Below are 24,399 nucleotides of genomic sequence, written 5' to 3' on the forward strand. Positions count from 1 at the left end.
ATGAATCGAATAGCTAAAGTATTATCTCAGATTTCAGATGATATGCTTATGCATTATGGTGTTGCCAGAAGATCTGGTCGATATCCATGGGGTTCTGGAGATAACCCTTATCAGCATAGCGGAGATTTTCTGAGTCGTGTGCAGTCTTTAAAAAAGTCTGGTATGAGTGAAACAGATATTGCTAAGACTATGGGACTTACAACAACTCAGCTTAGAACACAAATGAGTCTGGCTAAAGATGAAAGAAGAGCGGTGCAGGTTGCAACAGCCAAAGACCTTAGAGAAAAAGGTTACAGTTTGAACGAAATTGCTGATAAGATGGGATTTGCAAATGACTCTTCTGTAAGGTCTTTATTGAATGAAAATTCAGAAGTCAGAATGAATCAGGCGAAAGCTACAGCTGATGTTCTTAGAAAGCTTATTGATGAAAAAGGCATGATTGATGTCGGTACTGGAGTTGAAAGAGAGCTTGGAGTTTCAAAAGAGAAACTTAATCAGGCTCTTTATATTTTGGAAATGGAAGGTTATCCAATTTATGGAGGTGGAGTTCCACAGGTTACTAATCCTGGAAAGCAGACAAATATAAAAGTAATCTGTCCACCCGGAACAGAGCATAAAGATATTTACAATTATGATGATGTGCATTCAGTAAAAGATTATATTTCTTATGATGGCGGTGAATCTTTCAGAAAAGGATTTGAATATCCTTCTAGTATGGATTCTAATCGACTTGCTATCAGATACAAAGAAGATGGCGGTATTAACAAAGATGGCGTTATAGAACTTCGTAGAGGAGTCCAGGATTTATCATTAGGCGATTCGCATTATGCACAGGTTCGAATAATGGTGGATGGAAAGAAATATCTGAAAGGAATGGCTGTCTATTCTGATGATATGCCAGATGGTGTTGATGTTATTTTCAATACAAATAAATCAAAATCTGTTCCTAAAATGGAAGTTCTCAAGGATATTAAGAATGACCCGGATAATCCTTTTGGTTCTTTGATAAAGGAACATGGTGGTCAAAGCTATTACGATGACCCAAAAGGAAAGTATACAGACCCTGTAACTGGAAAGAAACAGAGTTTGTCTCTAATTAATAAAAGAGCCGAAGAAGGCGACTGGGGAGAATGGAGTAAAACACTTCCATCTCAGTTCTTGTCAAAACAGAGTCTATCCCTTATTAAAAAACAGCTAAGTCTTGCAACAGCAGATAAGCAATCCGAATTTGATGAGATTTGTTCGTTGACCAATCCTACTGTAAAGAAAATTTTATTAAAATCTTTTGCTGATGATTGTGATTCGGCGGCTGTACATTTACAGGCAGCGGCACTACCAAGACAGAAGTATCAAGTAATACTTCCATTGACAACCATTAAAGATAATGAGGTTTATGCACCTAATTACAAAGATGGTGAAACAGTTGCCTTAATTCGTTATCCACATGGTGGAACTTTTGAGATACCAATTTTGAAAGTAAATAATAAGTTAGTTGAAGGAAAGAGAGTTCTTGGTAATACTCCGGCTGATGCAATTGGTATTAATAAAAAGAATGCTGATAGATTGTCCGGAGCTGACTTTGATGGTGATACCGTAATGGTAATACCTTGTAATTCTTCAAAGAGCAAAGTAAAAATCACTTCCACACATTCTTTAAAAGGATTAGAGGATTTTGATACAAAGGATGAATATGGTCCAGATTCCAGCAAACCTGTAAAAGTAGATTCTAAGGGAAAAGAATATTACACCAGAAATGGTAGAACATACCAGAGAATGACAAATACTCAGACTGAAATGGGTAAGATTTCTAACCTTATTACAGATATGACTTTGAAGGGTGCTACAGAACCAGAACTAGCAAAAGCTGTTCGTCATAGTATGGTTGTTATTGATGCCGAAAAGCACAAATTGGACTATAAACAAAGTGAAATTGATAATGACATAAAAACTTTAAAAAAGAAGTATCAGGGTACAACAGATTCAAATGGTCACTATCATGAAGGTGCGTCCACTCTTATTTCAAGAGCGAAATCTGAAACTTCTGTATTAAAGAGAAAAGGAAGTCCAATCATTAACGAAGATGGTTCTCTCAGTTACAAAGAAGTTAAAGAGACATATACTGATAAAGATGGAAAAATAAAAATTCGTACTCAGAAGAGTACAAAGATGGCTGAAGTTAAGGATGCAAGAGAATTATCATCCGGTACTCCACAGGAAGAAGCATATGCAAAATATGCAAATTCTATGAAATCTTTAGCAAATCAGGCAAGAAGAGAAATGGTTAATACTGGAAAAATTGCCTATTCTGCTTCTGCAAAAGCAACTTATCAGTCTGAAGTAGATTCCCTTATGGGAAAATTAAATGTTGCTTTGATGAATGCCCCTCGTGAAAGACAAGCCCAGACTATTGCGAATGCCGAAGTTCAATCTAAGAAAAGAGATAACCCAGATATGACAAAGGCTGAAATTAAGAAGGCAAGTCAGCAGGCTCTTTCAAAAGCCCGTAATTCTGTAGGAGCTAAGAGAACTTCTATAGATATAACTGATAAGGAATGGGAGGCTATACAGGCTGGTGCTATCAGCGAGAACAAATTAACACAGATACTAAACAATACTAATATTGATGTTGTAAGACAAAAGGCTACTCCTCGTGCCACAACATCACTTAGTACAGCTAAACAAGGTAGAATTTCAGCTCTATCTGCATCTGGTTACAGCACATCTGAAATAGCAGAAGCTTTAGGAGTATCTACTTCAACTGTATCTAAGTATCTGAATGGAAAGGAGTGAACATAAAGAATGGATGTAACTAAGTGTGCATTGACAACAATTGATAACCCTTATGATCCGTTCGACCAGTTCACCGAATGGATGCTATATGACGAGGAGAAAGGCTATCACTCTACATCGTATCTTGGTCGCATTGCAAGGACATCGGATGAGCTATCAGATGAAGAGAATGATAAAGAGATTGAAAGAGCGATAGACGAAATCATCAAATATGATTTTAGAAACATATACAAGAAAGTGAAGAAAACACTAAAAATCACGCAGACTGTCTAAGGGTATAGGGGGGTGTCTAAAAAACATACCCCCACCCATATCGCGGCGGTCTTTATTTTTTCCCCAGAGGGAAATTTTTGGAAAATGTTCTGACATATCAGCAGGGCTTTAAAGAGTTTATAGGATTATTACGGAGCGGTGGCTGGCTCATCTTTAAAGGTTGTCTCCTTTCATATACAAGAGTGGTGTAATAGTTTCTGTGAACTCTTTAAAACCCTGCTGAAACTTTATGTAAAGTGTGCAGAAATTATTTAAAAGGAGGCGGTAACTATGAGGAAAGTTAAGCCAGACTCATCTTCTGATACTGCCAGTCAGCGAATGCGACCAGCAATCACACCAGAAGCCAGACAGAAACAGATGATTTCTCTTGCAACTGATTGTGCTGAGGATTTAATGAGGTCTGGTAAGGCACCATCGCAGATTATTGTTCATTATTTAAAGCTCGGAACAAAGCAGGCAGAGCTTGAATTAGAGAAGACAAAAAAAGAGTTAGCCCTAACAGAGGCAAAAACAAAAAGTATTCAATCTTCAGAGCAGGCAGAGGAATTATACAAAAATGCCCTTGACGCTTTCAGAGGATATAGCGGACAAGATACACAAAGGGAGAGCGATGAATATGAGTGGGATGATTAAAACATATAGTGAGCTTATCCGTTTGCCAACATTTCAAGAAAGATTCGAATATTTGAAATTAGATGGTTCTGTTGGAATAGAGACATTTGGTTTTGACAGATATTTGAATCAAATTTTTTATAATTCAAAAGAGTGGAAACAACTTAGAAACGAAATCATTGTCAGAGATAGAGGATGTGATTTGGCTTGCGAGGGATATGAAATTCAAGGGAATATTATTATTCACCATATGAATCCAATTACACCAGAGGACATCATAAATAGAAATGACGACTTACTTAATCCAGAGTATTTGATATCAACAGTATTGAATACTCACAATGCTATACATTATGGTGATTCAAGTTTATTACCACATGCACCTGTAGAGAGAAGAAAAAATGATATGTGTCCATGGAGACATTAGAAGGAGGTTACTTATGAGCGAAAAAAAAGCAAATCAGACAGAACAGTTAGTAGAATCGTCAAATGATAACACAAAGAATGAAGAGATTAAAATTCTTGGAACTGTTGAAAACTGTGGGCAGTTGAGGGTTAGAAAAGAACCAAATAAAGAAGCTGATGTAATAGGGATAATTCCTTGTGGTTCTGTCGTGGAACTTTTAAATGATAACATCATTAATGGTTTCTATTCAGTTCATACAGAAACAGGAGATGGTTATTGCATGACCGATTTTATTAATATTATCAATCCTGAAAAGGAGTAGTGTTATGGCAGCAGAGAATATTTCTGATAGTATATTGACTTCTGTGAAGAAGTTACTTGGCTTAACTGAGGAGTATGATGCTTTCGATGTAGACATAATTATGCACATAAATTCGGTATTTACTATATTAACTCAGTTAGGTATCGGTCCATCAGATGGCTTTATGATAGAGGATAAGAATAATAAATGGTCTGAATTTATTGAAGATATGAGATTGTATCAGCTTGTGAAATCTTATGTGTGGTTGAAGGTAAAATTATTATTTGACCCACCTATGAATTCAGCTGTTATGGAGTGTTATAAAGCTCAGATTAATGAATATGAGTGTCGTTTACGAACTGTAAGTGAGACTGAGGATTAAACCTTCGCAACTATTACATCCCCTCTTATGAGAAAGATAAACTTTAACTCATGAAAGGAGATTTTATTATGTTTAATAAGTTTTTTGAAGAGGTTGCAAGAAAGCGTTTAACAGAAAATGCGTTTCTTAGATGGCAGATACAGAGAAATGATAGATTCTATAGAAAAAAAGGTTGGGTTAAGAAAATGTCCAATGGAGGCGAAGCTATAGATATTATAAAAGTACATGCACATAATGAAAAGATAAACGCACTGATGTTACTAGTGTGTCTTGGAGCCCCATTCTTGGGAACAATAGCAAGTGAGATAACAGATAGAAAATGAGTATAGTGAAGAATTTCAATGTTAAGAGATTATGGAAACATAGTCTCTTTTTTGTTTGTAAAAAAATAGGAGGTGATGGTGAAAATGGATGATGAATTAATGCATTATGGTGTTCTTGGTATGAAGTGGGGACATAGGAGGGCAAATACGTCAAAGAAAAAATCTAGTGGAAAACAATCTGCTAAAGATAGTGCTCAGATGAAAAGACAAAGAATAAAAAATAATGCAAAAAGAGTCGCTAGCATTATCAGTGCAGCATCTGTAATGGCGGTTACTATCAATTCTCTAAAAGATACACCAAAACAAACAGTATATATTGATAATGGTAAGAAATATACTAATCAGTATATGAAGAAAAATGGAACAAAGAAAGTATCTGATATACATGAAGATTGGTCATGGGCTGATTATGCATGGGATGAAGTTAATAGACATTAGGAGGAATGAGTATGATATTAACAGCACAAAGCCTTCCAAATAATACTCTGGCTCATCATGGAATATTAGGTATGAAGTGGGGTAGAAAGAACGGTCCACCTTATCCTATTGGAGTATCTGACCACTCCGCATCTGAAAAGAAAGCCGGTTGGAGAAAGTCTCTTGACAAGTCTGATTCAAACAGTCAAAATGATAATAAGAAACATGGCTTATCCGATAAACAAAAGAAAGCTATCAAGATAGGAATAGCCGCTACTGCAACAGCCTTAGCTGCTTATGGTACATATAAATTGGCTAAATCTGGAAAGCTTGATAAGTATGTAGAAACTGGCAAAACCAAAGTTAATGAATTACTAGGTAAGAAGAAATCTGGTAAAGTTGATATTGGTAAACAGAAAGTTAATGACTTATTTAGCAAGACTTCTAAGTCAACCACAAAGACTGTTCAGACAGTTAATGGAATCAAGAAGTTAGCAAAGGGTGAATCTTTAGAGGATACTTTAAAGAATGTTAATTCTCATTCCGGAACTAATAAGAACTACAGTAATAACTGCACTCTTTGTAGTATTACAACTTTCTTACGACAAGCTGGACTGGATGTAAAGGCTGGTTCTACTGGCGGAAAACCACAGCAATTAGGCGACAAAGTTGAAGCCTGTTTCAAGGGAGCTAAAGTTCTTGAAGGTTCAGCAGGAAAATTTGGTCGCTCGAGAAAGGATGCCGCAGAAATGCTGATTAATAAGTTTGGTCAAAATGCATCTGGAGTCTGTTCTATTCAATGGAAAAAAGAATATACGCCGAATGGAAGAGGCGGTGGTCATGCATTTAACTGGTCTATAAAAGATGGTGTCGTGAAATTCTTTGACGGACAAGCTAATAAAAACGATAATATAGTTAGTAACTATTGGAAAATGATAGATCCGAATGGCGGATTAACATTAGCACGACTTGATAATGCGGAAATTAATTTTGATGGTGTTAAAGAACTATTAGAATTTTAACAAGCCAAATTAACATTGCCTTTTATGAAAGGAGAATTTTTATGGCAAAAAACGAAGAATTAAAAATATACGATTATGAACAATCGTCATTAAAACAACTTTTGGAACAAAAAATTGTCAGAGTTTTAGAAGATAAAGATCGATATTATGTTGGTGTTGATTCTGATTATTCATCTGATCGTTGGGATGTTGTTAATAAAGGTGATAATAAAAGACATTGGACCACAATAATTGATATGTTTGTAGCAGGAGTATTTGATGAAGCCAAAGAAATAACTCCAGAAGAATTCAGAAAAAGAGTCTCATAAACAGAGGCTCTTTGAGTTTTCTGATTATGAAAGGAGGCGTCGATATGGAACGTATATTGGAAGGAACAGAATATGTGTGAGTGTATGATACAGATGTTATTCTACTATCGGAGATATTAAAAAATAAAATCAGATCAGCATATATTTGGAAGAACTATTATATGGTTGTTCCTGAAAGTGATGATAGATATGCAAATTTGGTTTATGTAATAAATAAAAATACAAAGAAAGTTGAACGGACATCTTACATATTATTCATTCATATTCTTGATGATGTAATACAAATATAGTGACTGAAAGAATTTATTTCAGGGTGTGGTAGGCTCTGAAAAGCATTGTAGGCTGTTATTTGAGTTGTTGTGCATAGAATTATACTTATTACATTTTTTATGTTGCTTATTAGATTGGGAGTCTAGGCAATATGTCAGATATGCGGGAATTAAGGCACTTTGTTTATTTGACGATTTATAAAACTGTGAATAATTAATCATATACTACCTCCAGTGCTTTTTAGAACCTACTACACAATATATGGTATGACAAATGATTAAAGATGTCAAGATAAGCTTCGCAAAAATTACATATTCTATTATGAGAGAAAAGGAAGTGGCGTGACACGAATGTAGTAGATTAAATTCTACCGCCGTTATGAGAGTTCGATGCTCCTCATAACCCTTTTATTTTCAATTTTCTTATTCGCAATAAAAACATCCCCTCTTATGAGAAAGATAAACTTTAACTCATGAAAGGAGATTAACATTATGTTTAATAAGAATAAGGTCGAAATTATTGATTTCAAAAAAGAGGAGAAGAAACGTCAGCGAAAAGCAAAAATTCAGAACAAGATTAATAGTGTTACTAATTGGATTAGTGATAACAAAGAAGTTGTTCTGCTTGTTGGTCCAGGTTTACTGGCTTGCACAACAGCTGGAATTAAGGCTGTAAGCAAACATGTGAATTTACACAAAGAGCAGAATTTAAAGGATTTGTATTGCTATGACAGATCATTAGGACATTATTGGAGATTGAGACGAGAATTAACTAACGCTGAATGGGTCGAAATTGATAAGAGAAAGAAAAATGGAGAACGATTAGCAGACATATTGGATGAATTAAAAGTGTTAAAGTAAATATTCAATCATGACGAGGGACTATGGAAACATAGTCTCTTTTTGTTTTCGTAAAAAATGGAGGTGAATAATCAAAATGGATAATAAATTAGAACACCATGGAATCAAAGGAATGAAATGGGGAGTACGTCGTTACCAGAATAAAGATGGCTCTTTAACTTCTATTGGAAGAAAAAAGCAATCAGATGATAGCGAAAAAAAGAAAGCCATTTCGTCGAGTATAAAGAAAAAAATGGCAGTAGCGGCAGTAAGTACAGCGACGATTGCAGCCGCAGCATACTATGTTCATAAAAATCCCGAAAAAATTGGGCAGGCAATGTCAAAGTTTAAAGGGGTTAAGATGAAAGACCTCAGTCAGAAAGCAGCCGATAAGGGTAAGGAATATGTTAAGAATGCTGTTAAAGGTGCCAAGGAGGGCGCAGAAGAAGCAATCAAAGAGGCACCTAAGAAAGCTGCGAAAGCAGTTGTAACTGGCGTTGTCTTAAATCAAACAAAAAAAGCTCTTGATTCAGCAGTAGGTAAGGAAGAAAGTGCAAAAATATTCCAGGCAAATGATAATAAGAAAATTGGAAAATTCTGGAAAGTGTCACCTGATGACAAAGATGACGATGATTAACTAATCGAAAGGAAGACACAATATGGCATTATCAAACACAGCCGTCCCGAAGTATTACGGCATGTTTCGTGATGCCGTTATTCGAGGCGAGATACCAGTTAATAAGGAAATCTCTATGGAGATGAACCGTATTGATGACCTTATTGCAAACCCTGGAGTCTATTACGATGACAAAGCAGTTGAGGGATTTATCCTATATTGCGAAAACGAATTAACGCTTACCGATGGTTCTGATTTGAATCTTCTTGATTCGTTTAAAGTATGGTCTGAACAAATTTTTGGCTGGTATTATTTTGTTGAAAGAAGCGTCTATGAACCGTCTGAAGATGGTCATGGAGGACATTATGTTAAAAAACATATCCGAAAAAGGCTTATTAACAAGCAGTACCTCATTGTAGCACGAGGTGCCGCAAAATCTATGTATGGTTCTTGTTTACAGAACTATTTTCTCAATGTCGATATCACGACAACACACCAGATTACAACCGCACCAACAATGAAACAGGCAGAAGAAGTCTTATCACCTATTCGTACAGCTATTACGCGTTCAAGAGGACCATTCTATAAATTTCTTACAGATGGCTCAATAATGAACACCAGCGGTTCAAAAGCCAATAGAGTTAAATTGGCATCGACCAAGAAAGGAATAGAAAATTTTCTTACCGGTTCGTTATTGGAAATACGTCCGATGAGGATAGATAAGTTACAGGGATTGCAGCTCAAGGTTGCAACTGTTGATGAATGGTTATCCGGAGATATCAGAGAAGACGTAATCGGTGCTATTGAGCAGGGTGCGTCAAAGGTAGACGATTATTTGATTGTTGCTATTAGCTCTGAAGGTACAGTCCGTAACGGAGCTGGCGATACAATCAAAATGGAATTGCAGGACATCCTAAAAGGTGAATATATTAACCCTCATGTTTCTATCTGGTGGTACAAACTTGATTCTGTCGAAGAAGTTTCAAATCCAGATATGTGGTTGAAGGCTAATCCAAACTTAGGAAAGACAGTCAGCTATGACACATATCAGCTTGATGTTGAAAGAGCAGAGAAAGCCCCAGCAGCAAGAAATGATATACTTGCAAAACGATTTGGTCTGCCGATGGAAGGTTATACGTATTTCTTCACATATGAAGAAACTCTGCCACATCGAAAAAGAGATTTTTGGCAGTTGCCTTGCTCTTTGGGTGGTGACCTATCACAAGGAGATGATTTCTGTGCATTTACATTTTTGTTCCCATTATCTAATGGTGCATTTGGTGTAAAGACACGAAATTACATAACACAGAGAACATTAATGAAATTACAGTCTGCAATGAGATTGAAGTATGAAGAGTTCATTAAAGAAGGTAGTCTTATTGTTATGGAAGGAACTGTTCTGGATATGATGGATGTATATGAAGATTTGGACAACTACATTATTGAAAGTGGTTACGATGTAAGGTGTTTTGGGTACGACCCATATAACGCAAAAGATTTCGTAGAACGTTGGACACAGGAAAATGGTGTATTTGGTGTAGAAAAAGTAATCCAGGGAGCTAAGACAGAATCAGTTCCACTTGGAGAATTAAAGAAATTATCAGAAGATAGAATGCTTCTGTTCGATGAGGAGCTTATGACATTTACGATGGGAAACTGTATTACTTTAGAGGATACTAACGGAAACCGTAAATTGTTAAAGAAAAGATATGATCAGAAAATTGATGCTGTGGCAGCTATGATGGATGCCTATGTTGCATATAAGCTCAATCGAGATATGTTTGAATAAGGAGGAAAAATTCAAAATGGAATTAACAGTTGGCTCCAGACTGAAACACGCCTGGAATGCATTTCTGAATCGAGCCCCCACTGCCAATTATCAGTATGGTATAGGTGGAGGATATGCATATCGACCAGACAGATTTAGACTCACAAGAGGAAACGAGCGTTCTATCGTGACCTCTGTTTACAATCGAATAGCTTTAGATGTAGCCGCCATTAACATTCAGCATGTTCAGTTGGATGATGAAGGGCGGTTTTTAAATGTTGTAAAATCTGGACTTAATGATTGCTTATCATTAGAGGCAAATCTTGACCAGACAGGAAGAGCATTCATACAGGATGTAGTTATGTCAATGATGGATGAAGGTGTTGTAGCGATAGTACCTGTTGACACTACAATTGACCCAGATATATCTAACGGATTTGATATAACGTCAATGCGAGTAGGAAAAGTGATTGACTGGTATCCACAGCATGTAAAGCTGGAGGTATATAACGAACAGACAGGTGTAAGGCAGACAATTACTATGCCAAAGAGAAACGTAGCAATTATTGAAAACCCACTTTATGCCGTTATTAATGAACCGAATTCTACAATGCAGAGATTGGTTCGAAAGTTGAATCTTTTGGATGCTGTTGATGAACAGAGCAGTTCCGGAAAATTGGATTTAATTATCCAGCTACCATATGTTATCAAATCAGTTGCAAGAAGAAAGCAGGCTGAACTTCGAAGGAAAGATATAGAAGAACAGTTATCCGGCTCAAAGTATGGAATTGCGTATATTGATGGAACGGAGCATGTTACACAGTTAAATCGTTCAGTTGAGAATAATCTGATGAAGCAGATTGAATATTTGACGAGTATGCTATATAGCCAGTTAGGTATCACTCAGAGCATATTAGATGGAACAGCAGACGAGAAGACAATGCTTAACTACTACAATAGGACAATAGAACCCATTTTGTCGGCGATTGTTGATGAAATGAAACGTAAGTTCCTTACAAAGACAGCTCGTACAAAGAATAAGTCAATTAAGTTCTTTAGAGACTCATTCAAACTTGTATCAATAAGTGAAATTGCTGAGATAACGGACAAGTTTACGAGAAATGAAGTAGCATCATCAAATGAAATGCGTCAGGTAATTGGATGGAAACCATCTGATGACCCTAAGGCGGATGAATTGAGAAATAGTAACATATCACAATCTGATTCTGGAATCGCAACTCAGACTGATGATGAAAATAAAGATATAGGAGGAGAAATTCAAAATGAAGTATGATTTTGGTGGCTATGCCACACGAAATAATCTCACTTGCACCGATGGTCGTGTAATTAAGAAAGATGCGTTCAAGTCACAGAATGGAGAAACAGTTCCACTTGTTTGGAATCACAACCATGATGTTGATGATGTACTTGGATTAGCACATCTTGAAAATCGCGAAGATGGTGTATATGCGTATTGTGAATTTAACGATACGGAAAAAGGTAAGACCGCAAAAGAACTGGTGCAGCATGGCGATGTGAGGTCATTGTCAATCTTTGCAAATCAGTTAATGCAGAAAGGCTCTGATGTAATCCATGGATTAATCAGAGAAGTTAGTCTTGTAATTGCTGGGGCTAATCCTGGAGCTTTTATTGATGATGTAATTGCTCATGGAGAGGATGGTTCTGGAATAATTATTTGCTATGACGAGGGTGTAACAGTGTTTATGCACTCTGATGACAAACCGGATGACGAAGAGAAAACTAGGGATTCGGAAGATAAGAAAAAAGAAAAGTCCGAAGATGATGAGACTGTAGAAGATGTCTTTGACTCACTTACAGAAAAGCAGAAGACTGCTGTATATGCCGTTATCGGGACAATTATGGAAGATAATGAAAACAATGATAACTCAGATGATAATGAAGGAGGAAATGATAAAATGGCGATGAAACATAACGTATTTGAGAACAGTGTACAGGCACAGGATAACACACTTTCTCATGCTGACCAGGTAGCTATAATTGAGACAGCAAAGATGAGAACAGTTGGTACTTTTAAGAATGCATTACAGATGTATGCAGAGGAGAATGCACTTCAGCATGATGCAACTAGCAGTGGTGTTGCAACAGGAGACCTTTCTAAGCTTTTCCCAGAGTATGCAGAGGTAAGACCTGGTGCACCGGAGCTTATTACTAATGATCAGGGTTGGATTAGCACTGTTATTTCTAAGGTACATAAGTCACCTATGTCAAGAATCAGAACAACACAGGCTGATATCAGAAATATTGACACTCTTAAAGCTCATGGCTACCAGAAAGGAAAGCAGAAGAAGTTAGCAGGAAACTTCAATCTTGTAAGAAGAACAACAGACCCACAGACTATTTATGTAAGGAATGCACTTAACAGAGATGACATTGTTGACATCACCGATTTCGATTATGTTGTATATCTGTACAGCATTGACCGTATGAACCTTAACGAGGAGCTTGCTAAGGCAATTATGATTGGTGACGGTCGTGATGATGGTGCAGAGGATAAAATCTTCCCAGAGCATATCAGACCAATCTGGCTTGATGACGACCTTTACACAATTCATACCGATCTCGATATTACAACTATGAAGGCTGAGCTTCAGGGAACAAATACAGGAGCAAACTTCGGTGATAACTATGTGTACGCTGAAGCAATGGTACAGACATTACTCTATGCAAGAGAGAACTATAAGGGAACTGGTACACCAGACTTATACTGCACACCGCATATGGCAAATGTAATGCTTCTTGCAAGAGATTTGAACGGTAGAAGAATCTACTCTTCTAAGGCTGAGCTTGCTACAGCGTTAAATGTTGGCAGCATCAATACAGCCGAGCAGTTCGCTAACAAGACAAGAAAGACTTCAGATGGAAAGACAAAGAAGCTTATCGCTCTTGTCGTAAATCTTCAGGATTATTCTCTCGGAGCAACAAAGGGTGGAGAAATCACACACTTCACTCAGTTCGATATCGACTTCAACCAGGAGAAATCACTTCTTGAGACACGCTGCTCTGGAGCTCTTACAAGAGTCTACTCAGCAATTGCTATTGAGGAAGATGTCACAGATACTAAGGGTCAGCAGACTGGCGACTTAGCAGGCTAAGATAAATCTTAGAAAGGAAATTTCAAAATGAGTAAATTTTTTGGAGCAATTGGTTATTCCGTATCAGAAGAAACGGCTCCCGGTGTATGGACAGACCATATTGTAGAGCATAATCATTATGGTGATGTTAATAGGAGTAAGGCTCAGCACGAAACTGGAACATCACTTAATGATAACCTTAATATTTCAAATGAGTTTAGTATTATTGCTGACCCGTTTGCTTATGAGAATTTCCAGAATATGCGATATATCGTATTTATGGGAGCTAAGTGGAAAATTACGAGCGTAGAAGTTCAGTATCCACGATTAATTCTGACAGTTGGAGGTGTTTATAATGAGCAGACGACTTAAACTGCATAGTATTCTTTGCGGCATATTAGATTGCCCAGAGAGAGGAAAAGAATGTCGAGCTTATTTTCAGCCGCCAGCATCTGTTAGTATGAAATACCCTGCCATTGTGTATGCCCTTAATGGAAAAGATAAGAGGTACGCCGATGACAGGGTTTATTTGTCTTCAAATCGTTATTCGGTGACAGTTATAGATAGTAATCCGGATAGCGACATAGTAGACAAAGTATTTGAGTTACCAATGTGCAGGTTCAATACAGCCTATACCAAGGATAATTTGAATCATACAGTATATGAAATTTATTATTAGGAGGAAATCAATATGTCAAAACTTACATGGGATAATGAAGGTGAGCGATTGTTTGAAACTGGTATCAGTGAAGTCGCTCTTTACCCATTTCAGACAAATGGCTACACAAAGGGTGTTGCTTGGAATGGTGTAAGTTCTATTACAGACAGTCCTGGAGGAGCAGAGTCAAATAAGATTTATGCAGATAACATCGAGTATCTCAATCTTATGTCTGCTGAAACAGCTGGAGGAACTATTGAAGCATACATGGCTCCGGATGAGTTTGCAGAATGTGATGGTTCTGTAGAGATTGCACCGGGAGTATATGCAGGTCAGCAGAACCGTAAGAAGTTCGGTCTTGCATATAAGACTATTCTCGGAAATGATACAGAGTCAAATGACCATGGCTATAAGCTTCACTTAGTATGGGGTTGTCTTGCTTCTCCATCAGAGAAACAAAATTCATCTGTAAATGGTAGTCCAGAGCCATTGGCTATGTCTTGGGAATATAGTGCAACACCTGTTAAAGTTACTGCGGCTGTTAAGGGCAAGAAGCTTAAAGCAACAGCAACAATGACATTCGATTCAACAAAGGTAGATGCCACAAAGCTTCAGAAGCTGGAAGGTATTCTTTATGGAACAGATAGTTCTGGATCAACTGAGCCAAGACTTCCAATGCCTGATGAAATCATTTCCATGATGACAACAGAAGGTTAATTAAATATTCAGTCTATGCGACGTATTCAGTTCGGCTGGCGTCGCTTTTTATTTGAAAGGAGAAATTCAAAATGCATAAAGAAACTATTACTTATGTTGATTTCAATGGAACAGAAAGAACAGAAGACCATTATTTCAACCTTAGCAAAACAGAGATTACGGAGTTAGAGGTAAGTATGCCTGGTGGTCTTGCAGAGTATCTCATGGGAATTGTAAATGCTAAGAATGTTCCGGAAATTATGGCTTCATTTAAGAAAATTATTTTATCTGCATACGGCATCAAGTCGGCAGATGGAAGAAGACTTGAAAAAGGGGAAGAAATCAGTAAAGCGTTCACAGAATCACCGGCATATGACGTGCTGTTTCAGAGATTATTCTTATCTGGAGATGTTAATACTGCTTCTGATTTCATTAATGCAATCATTCCACAGATTAAGGATGATGCAGCACAGTCGGCAGCAGAGAATAAGAATTTAACAGTTGTTTCGGGAACCGCACAGTAAATTCATTTGGGAGGTGTACAGATGCTTAATATTGTAATACCTTCAGTTGAATTATGGGATGAAAAGAATGAACAGTTCATCCATACAAAGGAACAAAAATTACAGTTAGAGCATTCTTTGGTTTCAGTTGCTAAATGGGAAGCTAAGTGGAATAAGCCTTTTATAAATAAAAAAGAGAAAACCACTGCGGAAATTATTGACTATGTGCGATGTATGACCATTACGCAGAATGTACCAGACGATTGCTACAACTATTTAACAATAGCAAACATAGAAGAAGTGAACAGGTATATTGCGTTACCAATGACTGCTACTTGGTTCACTGAAACAAAAAAGAAAGTAACAACAAATAGAGAGCAGATTACAGCGGAACTTATTTATTACTGGATGATTAGTTTCAATATTCCTATGGAATGTCAGAAATGGCATTTAAACAGATTGCTTACTTTGATAAGGGTATTCAATGAGAAGAATCAACCTAAAAAGAAAATGAGTCAGCAGGAACTATATCGTCAGCACGCTGCAATAAATGCTGCAAATAGAAAGAGATTTCATTCAAAAGGATAGGAGAGAATAAGTATGAATATGCCAATAATAAACACTAAGTATGAACACGTTAATGATTTTGTTAATACACTCGCACCTGTTGTATGTAATGCATGTGTGAAATATATAAGGGAAGGAAAAAAGACTATAAGTCCAGCTGTTATCATTGCACAGGCAGCTAAAGAATCAGGGTGGAACTTAAACGCTTCTTCATTGTTTGGAATAAAAGGAAGTGATATTGAATGCGATACTACTGAATATATTGATGGAAATTATGTGAGTATTAGAGATAGTTTTGCAAAATATCCAGATGTTACAAGAGCTGTATATGGATATTTGGATTTGATGCAGTGGAATAATTACGATGACGCCACATCTGCTAATACACCAGAGGGAGAATTATACGGTCTCACTAATGCTGTTAATGGAACAGATAGAGATGAAAATGATAATTGGGTAGGTTACAATTACGCAACAGCTCCTGATTATTATGAAACTACATTAGACATAATAAATGATTTCGGATTAAGAATATTTAATGATTATTTAAGCAGCATTCTCAATGAATCATCTAATACACCAAGTGATGATATAGATGAGTCTGTAGTAGATGCAATATATCGCGGCGAATATGGAAATGGGGAAGAACGCAAGCAGAAACTTGCATCCGCAGGATATAGCTGGGCTGATTATCAGGCAGCTGTAGAAGCAAAATATTATTCGGATAATGCAGAAGAATCAGAAGAAGACAATGATACATCTGAGGAAAATACAGATGAAAGATATGCAACAGTAGAGCCAGGTGGTTCATTCTGTCAGATTGCAAGAGATTATTTAGGCGATGAATGCAGGGCTCAGGAACTGGCAGAGTATAATAATATGACATTAGATACTATGTTATATGCAGGTATGGAATTAAAACTTCCTTGCTAAATAATAATTTTTGAGGAATATATCATGATAAGTTTCAGACAAAAGGGCGATTTCCATAAACTCACTAGGTATCTGGAAAGAGTGGAAGAAGTAGCACGAATAGGGGACCTTGATAAATACGGTCGCCAAGGTGTGGCAGCCCTTGCGTCTGCTACGCCGAGAGATACTGGAAAAACTGCAAATTCATGGAATTACGAAATAAAACAGGAGAAGGGTTCGGTATCTATTAGTTTTTATAACACGAATATTCAAAATGGAGTTCCAATTGCAATTATCTTGCAGTATGGACATGGAACTCGTAACGGAGGCTGGGTACAGGGTCGAGATTATATCAATCCTGCTATTCAGCCTATTTTTGACGAAATTGTCAAGTCGGCGTGGAAGGAGGTTACAAGTTTATGAGTACAACTGTTGACCAAAGAGTCGTAGAAATGCGATTTGACAATAAGCAGTTTGAAAATAATATTCAGACAAGCTTATCTTCGATAAACAAACTTAAAAAGAGTTTGAATATGGAGGGAGCAACAAAAGGACTTGAAAGTGTTGAAAAAGCCTCCGGTAAGATAAATCTTTCTGGGTTAGCAAATGCTGTTGAAACTGTTAATGCAAAATTTTCAGCATTAGAGGTAATGGCTATTACAGCTTTAGCAAATATTACAAATTCAGCAGTAAATGCTGGAAAGAGCATTATGTCGGCGTTGACTATTGATCCTGTAAGAACAGGTTTTGAGGAATATGAAACACAGATTAATGCTGTTCAGACAATCTTAGCAAATACCTCATCAAATGGGACGACCCTTGACCAGGTCAATAATGCATTGGATGAGTTAAACCACTATGCGGATATGACTATTTACAATTTTACGGAGATGACACGTAATATTGGTACTTTCACAGCAGCCGGCGTTGATTTGGACACTTCTGTTTCCGCAATCAAAGGTATTGCAAACCTTGCCGCCGTATCTGGTTCAAATTCACAGCAGGCAAGTACGGCAATGTATCAGTTATCACAGGCATTGGCAGCAGGAACAGTTAAATTGCAGGACTGGAATTCAGTTGTAAATGCTGGTATGGGTGGTCAAGTATTCCAGGATGCCTTAAAAGAAACAGCAAGAGTGCATGGAATAGCAATTGACGACATGATTAAAGATGAAGGGTCATTCAGAGAAACTTTACAGAAAGGTTGGCTGACATCAGATATCTTAACTGAGACATTATCGAAGTTTACTGGTGACTTAAATGAGGAACAGCTCAGAACAATGGGTTATACTGACGAACAGATAGCATCAATAATCAAAATGGGTCAAACAGCAAATGATGCCGCTACTAAAGTAAAGACATTTACTCAGTTATTTGACACATTAAAGGAAGCCGCACAGTCTGGCTGGACTCAGAGTTGGGAAATTATCGTTGGTGACTTTGAAGAAGCGAAAGAGCTACTCACAGAGATGAGTGATACATTCAGTGCGATTATAAATTCATCAGCGGATGCCAGAAATAGTATGTTACAGGGTTGGAAAGACTTAGGTGGAAGAACAGCACTTATAGAAGCGGCAAGAAACGCTTTTGAGGGAGTGCTTAGTATTATCGAACCAGTGAAAGAAGCATTTCGCGAAATCTTCCCTCCGATGACAGCACAACAGCTATACAATATTACAGATGCGTTAAGAAATTTGACAGCATATCTGAAACTAAGTGATACAAATTCAGAAAATTTGAAGAGGACATTTAAAGGTTTGTTTGCAGTAATTGACATTGTTAAACAGGCTTTCGTTGCTGTAGCGAAAGGTGTTGGTTCTCTTTTAGGTGGAACTGGCGATTTAGCAAGTTCTATTTTATCAGTTACAGCACGTTTGGGAGATTGGCTGGTAAAACTTGATGATACTATAAAGAAAACGAATATATTTAACGCAGCTATACAAGCAGTTGTTAAATTTATAAAAACAGGTGTGGCAGTAGCAACAGATTTAATCGACAAAGCTGTTGACGCAGTCGCAAGATTCGTAAATGCTATAAAGCAGAAATATGATACTGGCGGATTTGCAGTTATTCATTCCGTTTTGGAAAGAGTACATACAAGAATGTCAGAAGTTGGAGAAGCTGCTGATGGAATGCGAAGTGGAGTTGAAATTGCAATTGGTGCAATGGGTAAGGCACTCGAAAATTCTAAGTTTTTACAAGCCCTCCAGGCATTATGGGATGGTGTAAAGATTATTGGAAATGGTATTACAAAAGCAATGAAAACTCTTGCAAGTGGATTTGTAGAAGATATCAATAATGTCAATTTCTCAAGTGTGTTCGATGTTCTCAGTGGAATTTCATTAGCTGGAATTGCGGTTGGAATTAATAAATTTCTTAAAGGGATTACAGATGCAGTGAGTGATGTTACGAAACTAACAGACCAAATCAAGGGAATTCTTGATAGTGTTAGAGGTTGTTTTGAAGCATATCAGACACAATTGAAAGCAGGAACTTTAATTAAGATTGCAAGTGCAATTGCTATTCTCACAGGGGCTATAGTAGTTCTCTCACTTATTGATTCTGCAAAATTAGCATCAGCTATTACAGCTATGACTGGATTGTTTGCTGAACTTATGGTATCTATGGCTATCTTTACAAAGATAAGCGGAGACCTTAAAAAAGCTGGAAAGACAACTACAATTATGTTGGGTTTATCAGTTTCAGTGTTAATTCTTGCATCAGCGTTAAAAAAGATTGCATCTTTGAGTTGGAATGAGATAGCGAAAGGACTTACTGGTATTACTGTAATTTCTGGCGTTTTGGCAGGAGTTGCAAAAGTTATTTCAAAAGATGAAAAGATAATTACCAAAGGTGCTTTTAACCTTATATTTCTAGCGACAGCTGTTAAGATATTAGCATCTGCCTGCAAGGATATATCAAAACTTAGCTGGGGAGAACTTTGTAAGGGACTTACTGGAGTAGGTGTCCTGATGGCAGAGATAGCTTTATTCTTAAATACAGCTAAATTTAGTGGGAAAGTAGTATCAACAGCAACAGGAATTCTTGTGTTGTCAGCCGCTATAAAAGTATTAGCATCTGCCTGCAAAGATTTAGGCTCTATGCAGTGGAGTGAGATTGGAAAAGGGCTTACAAGTATTGGTATATTACTTGCAGAAATTGCAACATTTACAAATCTTACAGGTAATGCTAAGCATGTTGTATCAACAGGAGTTGCGTTAATTGCTATTTCAAGTGCTATGAAAATTATGGCATCGGCTGTAGGGGATTTTGGTTCTATGCAGTGGGATGAAATTGGTAAGGGATTGACTGCTATGGCAGGAGCATTGGTAGAGATTGCATTAGCAATCAAATTAATGCCTAAAAATATGGTATCAACCGGTGTTGGTCTTATTGTAGTTGCTAGTGCTCTTACAATGTTATCAAATGTTCTAAGTACAATGGGAAATTTGACATGGGAAGAGATTGGAAAAGGACTTGTTACTATGGGAGTAGCGTTAGCGGAATTGTCGATTGCGTTAAATCTTATGAACGGAACATTGGCTGGTTCAGCAGCGTTACTTATTGCAAGTGCTTCATTAGCCGTATTGGCTCCAGTGCTTAGTATATTAGGAGCTATGAGTTGGAAAGCAATTGCTAAAGGCTTAATTTCCTTAGCAGGTGCATTTACAATTATAGGTGTGGCAGGAGCTGTATTATCACCGATAGTTCCAAGTATTCTGGCGTTAGCAGGAGCATTCACACTTATAGGCGTAGGCGTTGCTGCGACAGGAGCAGGCTTATTAGCGGCTGGACTTGGATTACAGGCACTTGCTGTTGGACTTACTGCGATAGCTGCGGCTGGAACAGCAGGAGCGACAGCACTTGTAGCGGCATTGGCAGTCATTATTACAGGCGTGGCAGATTTGATTCCGGCAGTATTGGTGAAATTGGCAGAGGGAATTGCTGAGTTCTGTGTTGCATTAGCAGGGGCATCATCACAAATTTTAGAGTCGCTTGTCGTTATTATTACTGCTTGTCTGTCGGCGATATCAAATGTGGTACCTCAATTGGTCGAAGTTCTCGTAACATTGCTGGTTACAACTCTTCAAACTTTGGCTGAGCATACGCCAGAAATTGTACAGGCTGTATTCGATATTCTGATTGCATGTCTACAGGGAATTGCAGATAATATCGGAATGGTGATTCAGACTGCTATAGATATTGTGCTAAATTTCATCGACGGAATAGCTCAAAAATTACCAGATGTGATTCAGTCTGGTGTTAATTTGCTCTTGAGTTTCATCGAAGGAATTATTAGTGCTATCGACAATAACTCTGAGCGATTAGCAAATGATATACGAAATTTGTTTAAAGCATTGATTCGTGCAGCGGTTCTTGTACTTACTGGTGGAGTTGTTGATATTAAAGAAATAGGTTCAAAAATAATGGATTCTGGATTGATTCAGGGTATCAAAGATAAATTATCGCATTTAAAAGAGACTTTTCAAAGCTTGCTATCGGATGCCAAACAGGTTATTTATGATAAAATAGATGACTTTAAAGATGTAGGAAAGCATATTATAGGTGGACTTATAAATGGTATCGCAGATAAAGCTTCTGATTTAGCTGACTCAGCAATTAACGCTGCAAAGAGTGCTGTGAATGGAGTAAAGAATTTCCTTGGTATTCATTCACCATCGAGGGTATTTGCTGAAATCGGTAGGTATGCTGACGAAGGCTTTGTCAATGGTGTAAAAGCTTATGCCGGAAAAGTATCTGACGCTACTGTTGATATGGGAAAAGGTGCTGTTGGAGCAATGTCTGACACACTTTCAACTATTGCAGATTTGGTTAGTTCGGATATAGACGCAGAGCCTACTATAAGACCGGTAATGGATCTGTCAAATATTCAAAATGGTGCTAATCAGTTATTTAGTATGATGAAGAGTGTTGATGGGTATTCGTTATCCGGTTCATTAGACATTGCCAATAGAACCGGCAGTCGTATTAATGAAGTAAGAAGTAAAGCAACTGATAATTCCAGTGTGTTAGATAAGATTTCAGATGCTGTTGGAAACTTCAACGGCGGAAATTCATTTGAAAATACATTCAATATCACAGGAAGTAATCCTAAAGAAATTGCAGAGGAAGTATCAAATATTATTCAGAGACAAGTTGAAAGGAGGGATGCTTCATGGGCGTAATTATTTACAATGGCATTTCGTCAGAAGAATTCGCTATCCAAGTGGAGCACCCACCTGGATATGAAACTCCGGAAAAGGACTATGAAGTTACACATATTCCTGGAAGAAACGGAGATATTTACGTCGATAAAGGGTCATATAAGAATGTATCAAGAAGTTATGACATAGCTATTGGTGCTGAAAATAAGGATTTTATAATGATGGCAAATTTTATTTCGGAGTGGCTTAATTCCGCATCTGGATATGCTAAGTTGGAAGATTCATATGAGCCGGAATATTATCGACTTGCTGCTTATAAGAGTGGCGGAACAATCGAAAACATATTACAGCACGCTGGGCGTATTACAGTCGCATTTGATTGTAAACCTCAGCGTTTTCTTAAATCTGGTGATAATCCAGTAATTGTTAGGGCAACGAGCAAATTAAGAAATCCCACAGGATTCAAGTCGCTTCCTATTATAAAAGTGAACGGTTCTGGAAAGGGAAATCTGAGAATCGGTGATTATGTTATTACCATTTCTAATATTAGTTCGTATCTAACAATTGATAGTGAGTTACAGGATGCCTATAAAGGGATTACAAATTGTAATTCACTTGTAACTTTGAGCAACGGATTTCCGAAACTTATAAAAGGTGAAAACGAAATTTCTTTTTCTGGTGGAATAACAAGTGTGGAGGTGATACCTAAATGGTGGACACTATGATTACTCTTCATGAGTCTACAGAAACATCATTCACAACGAATGGATTAGGCACATTAAGTGATGCTATTACTTGCGAAGTTACTGAAGAAAGAAATGGTGAATTTGAACTCGAAATGGAATATCCGGTTACAGGTATCAGATATAAGGAGTTACAGCTTAGACGTATAATTATGGCAAAGCCGAATCCTTATTCTGACTTGCAACCATTCCGAATCTATGCAATTACAAAGCCAATCAATGGAATTGTAACAGTAAATGCAGAACATATAAGTTACGATATGTCTGGATACCCTGTATCGGCATTTGCAGCTGACACAGTTCAAAATGCATTTATTAATATGAAATCTGCATCAGCGGTCAATTGTCCGTTTTCGTTTTCAACGGATAAAACTACAACTGCAAATATGACAGTTCTCAAACCATCGAGTATGCGTTCACTTCTTGGAGGCGTTGATGGTTCAATCCTTGATGTGTATGGAGGAGAATATGAATTTGATAAATTCAACGTAAAGCTTTGGAATAAAAGAGGTGCTGATAGAGGTGTTAGCATCAGATACGGAAAAAATCTTACTGATTTAAAGCAGGAAGAGAATTGCAGTTCTGTCTATACAGGTGTTTATCCATTCTGGTATTCAGAGCAGGAAGGTCTTATGCAATTGAATGAGAAGATTGTAAAAGCATCTGGTACATATAACTTTACAAGGATTTATCCGCTGGATTTGTCACAGGAGTGGCAGGAAAAACCAACTCAGGAACAGCTTAGAACAAGAGCTAATTATTATATGAAAGTAAATAACATAGGAGTACCAGCTGTATCATTAACAGTATCATTTACACAATTATCACAATCTTCTGAGTATGCTAAATATGCTCTTTTGGAAGATGTACATCTTTGTGATACTGTAAGCGTTGAGTTTCCAGAGTTAAATGTTAGTGCCACAGCAAAATGTATAAAAACTATATATGATGTCATAAGTAATAAGTATATATCGATTAAACTTGGCGAATCAAGAACAAATCTCGCATCAACTATTTCTGATCAAAAGCAGGCAATTTCTGATACTATTACCAAAACATTTATGCAACAGGCACTTGATAATGCTACACAGCTAATTAGCGGCGGTCTTGGTGGTTATGTAATTATGCATAGCAGTAACGGAGGACAGTATCCAGATGAAATTCTTATTATGGATACAGATGATATTGCTACTGCGAAGAAGGTATGGCGTTGGAATAAAGATGGACTCGGATATTCTTCAACAGGATATAATGGTCCATTCGCTTTAGCTATGACACAGGATGGTCAGATTGTAGCAGATTTTGTTAAAACTGGAACTATGAGTGCGAATCGTATAAATGGCGGCACTTTAATTCTTGGTGGAAAGAACAATTCAAATGGTACGGCACTTATAAAGGGTGTAGACGGAAATGTTCTTATTCGACTTGACGTGGACGGTATGACTTTATCAGAAGATGTTCAGATTCCTTATGATAATATTTCTGATACTCCATCTATCCCAACAAAAGTGTCAGAGCTTACGAACGACTGTAAATATGCAACAGCGACTGATGTTGAGAAAATTATATCAAAAAGTGATGGCATTACACGTAGGATGAATTTTGTGCAAATTGGCGAAGTGAATTCAGATGGTAAAGTATCAAAATGGACAAATGAATGCTACTTGGAATTTAAAAATGGTATTCTCGTTAATTGTTCATTACAAGATTATTAG

General features: G+C 37.2%; 24 protein-coding genes. All 24 read left to right on the forward strand.

The features are described from left to right. The 24 genes from H8S01_RS07765 (at position 1) to H8S01_RS07880 (ending at position 24,399) form a co-directional block, all read left to right on the forward strand. Complete coding sequence (locus H8S01_RS07765; RefSeq protein WP_186836817.1) at positions 1-2,790, forward strand: helix-turn-helix transcriptional regulator; 2,790 nt, start codon at positions 1-3, stop codon at positions 2,788-2,790. A gap of 9 nt (positions 2,791-2,799) precedes the next feature. After that, complete coding sequence (locus H8S01_RS07770) at positions 2,800-3,063, forward strand: hypothetical protein (RefSeq protein ID WP_186836818.1); 264 nt, start codon at positions 2,800-2,802, stop codon at positions 3,061-3,063. Positions 3,064-3,333: 270 nt separating this feature from the next. Further along, positions 3,334-3,696 carry a hypothetical protein gene (locus tag H8S01_RS07775; RefSeq protein ID WP_186836819.1) on the forward strand — a complete coding sequence of 121 codons (363 nt, stop codon included), beginning with the start codon at positions 3,334-3,336 and terminating at the stop codon, positions 3,694-3,696. Next, a complete protein-coding gene (locus H8S01_RS07780; protein WP_330605537.1) occupies positions 3,680-4,102 on the forward strand; it encodes a hypothetical protein in 423 nt (140 codons plus the stop codon). The genes H8S01_RS07775 and H8S01_RS07780 overlap by 17 nt, the downstream gene beginning before the upstream one ends. A 13-nt stretch (positions 4,103-4,115) precedes the next feature. Beyond that, the gene (locus H8S01_RS07785; RefSeq protein ID WP_186836820.1) at positions 4,116-4,403 is read left to right on the forward strand and encodes an SH3 domain-containing protein; all 288 of its coding nucleotides are present in this window, start codon (positions 4,116-4,118) and stop codon (positions 4,401-4,403) included. A 4-nt stretch (positions 4,404-4,407) separates the two neighbouring features. Then, positions 4,408-4,764, forward strand: a complete 357-nt coding sequence (locus H8S01_RS07790; protein WP_186836821.1) for a hypothetical protein — start codon at positions 4,408-4,410, stop codon at positions 4,762-4,764. A 68-nt stretch (positions 4,765-4,832) separates the two neighbouring features. Further along, entirely contained in the window at positions 4,833-5,087 is a 255-nt protein-coding gene (locus H8S01_RS07795; RefSeq protein ID WP_186836822.1) for a hypothetical protein, read from the forward strand. An 84-nt stretch (positions 5,088-5,171) separates the two neighbouring features. Next, on the forward strand, positions 5,172-5,525 hold the full coding sequence (locus H8S01_RS07800; RefSeq protein WP_186836823.1) for a DUF7211 domain-containing protein: 354 nt from the start codon (positions 5,172-5,174) through the stop codon (positions 5,523-5,525). 11 nt (positions 5,526-5,536) lie between these two features. Continuing rightward, the gene (locus H8S01_RS07805) at positions 5,537-6,526 is read left to right on the forward strand and encodes a DUF7211 domain-containing protein (protein WP_186836824.1); all 990 of its coding nucleotides are present in this window, start codon (positions 5,537-5,539) and stop codon (positions 6,524-6,526) included. A gap of 41 nt (positions 6,527-6,567) precedes the next feature. Next, the gene (locus H8S01_RS07810; RefSeq protein ID WP_186836825.1) at positions 6,568-6,834 is read left to right on the forward strand and encodes a hypothetical protein; all 267 of its coding nucleotides are present in this window, start codon (positions 6,568-6,570) and stop codon (positions 6,832-6,834) included. Positions 6,835-7,595: 761 nt separating this feature from the next. Continuing rightward, positions 7,596-7,964: a hypothetical protein gene (locus H8S01_RS07815; protein WP_186836826.1), complete on the forward strand. Its 369-nt coding sequence runs from the start codon at positions 7,596-7,598 to the stop codon at positions 7,962-7,964. A 76-nt stretch (positions 7,965-8,040) separates the two neighbouring features. Then, a complete protein-coding gene (locus H8S01_RS07820) occupies positions 8,041-8,580 on the forward strand; it encodes a DUF7211 domain-containing protein (protein WP_186836972.1) in 540 nt (179 codons plus the stop codon). Between the two features lie 22 nt (positions 8,581-8,602). Next, a complete protein-coding gene (locus tag H8S01_RS07825; protein ID WP_186836827.1) occupies positions 8,603-10,348 on the forward strand; it encodes a terminase TerL endonuclease subunit in 1,746 nt (581 codons plus the stop codon). 16 nt (positions 10,349-10,364) lie between these two features. After that, positions 10,365-11,621 carry a phage portal protein gene (locus H8S01_RS07830; protein ID WP_186836828.1) on the forward strand — a complete coding sequence of 419 codons (1,257 nt, stop codon included), beginning with the start codon at positions 10,365-10,367 and terminating at the stop codon, positions 11,619-11,621. Beyond that, complete coding sequence (locus H8S01_RS07835; protein WP_186836829.1) at positions 11,611-13,461, forward strand: HK97 family phage prohead protease; 1,851 nt, start codon at positions 11,611-11,613, stop codon at positions 13,459-13,461. Before H8S01_RS07830 ends, H8S01_RS07835 begins: the two co-directional genes overlap by 11 nt. 27 nt (positions 13,462-13,488) lie before the next feature. Then, positions 13,489-13,812, forward strand: coding sequence for a DUF7253 family protein (locus tag H8S01_RS07840; RefSeq protein ID WP_118326520.1), 324 nt, complete (start codon positions 13,489-13,491; stop codon positions 13,810-13,812). A gap of 319 nt (positions 13,813-14,131) precedes the next feature. Further along, a complete protein-coding gene (locus tag H8S01_RS07845) occupies positions 14,132-14,815 on the forward strand; it encodes a hypothetical protein (protein WP_186836830.1) in 684 nt (227 codons plus the stop codon). Between the two features lie 71 nt (positions 14,816-14,886). Then, a complete protein-coding gene (locus tag H8S01_RS07850; protein WP_186836831.1) occupies positions 14,887-15,318 on the forward strand; it encodes a hypothetical protein in 432 nt (143 codons plus the stop codon). A gap of 21 nt (positions 15,319-15,339) precedes the next feature. Next, positions 15,340-15,885, forward strand: a complete 546-nt coding sequence (locus tag H8S01_RS07855) for a hypothetical protein (protein WP_186836832.1) — start codon at positions 15,340-15,342, stop codon at positions 15,883-15,885. A 12-nt stretch (positions 15,886-15,897) separates the two neighbouring features. After that, a complete protein-coding gene (locus tag H8S01_RS07860) occupies positions 15,898-16,797 on the forward strand; it encodes a glucosaminidase domain-containing protein (protein ID WP_186836833.1) in 900 nt (299 codons plus the stop codon). A 24-nt stretch (positions 16,798-16,821) separates the two neighbouring features. After that, positions 16,822-17,199, forward strand: a complete 378-nt coding sequence (locus H8S01_RS07865; protein WP_186836834.1) for an HK97 gp10 family phage protein — start codon at positions 16,822-16,824, stop codon at positions 17,197-17,199. Further along, the gene (locus tag H8S01_RS07870; RefSeq protein WP_186836835.1) at positions 17,196-21,962 is read left to right on the forward strand and encodes a tape measure protein; all 4,767 of its coding nucleotides are present in this window, start codon (positions 17,196-17,198) and stop codon (positions 21,960-21,962) included. The genes H8S01_RS07865 and H8S01_RS07870 overlap by 4 nt, the downstream gene beginning before the upstream one ends. After that, complete coding sequence (locus H8S01_RS07875; RefSeq protein ID WP_186836836.1) at positions 21,953-22,666, forward strand: hypothetical protein; 714 nt, start codon at positions 21,953-21,955, stop codon at positions 22,664-22,666. Before H8S01_RS07870 ends, H8S01_RS07875 begins: the two co-directional genes overlap by 10 nt. Further along, positions 22,651-24,399, forward strand: a complete 1,749-nt coding sequence (locus H8S01_RS07880) for a phage tail spike protein (RefSeq protein ID WP_186836837.1) — start codon at positions 22,651-22,653, stop codon at positions 24,397-24,399. Before H8S01_RS07875 ends, H8S01_RS07880 begins: the two co-directional genes overlap by 16 nt.

This window comes from Lachnospira hominis (ex Liu et al. 2021) (assembly GCF_014287955.1).
Lineage (GTDB): Bacteria > Bacillota > Clostridia > Lachnospirales > Lachnospiraceae > Lachnospira > Lachnospira hominis.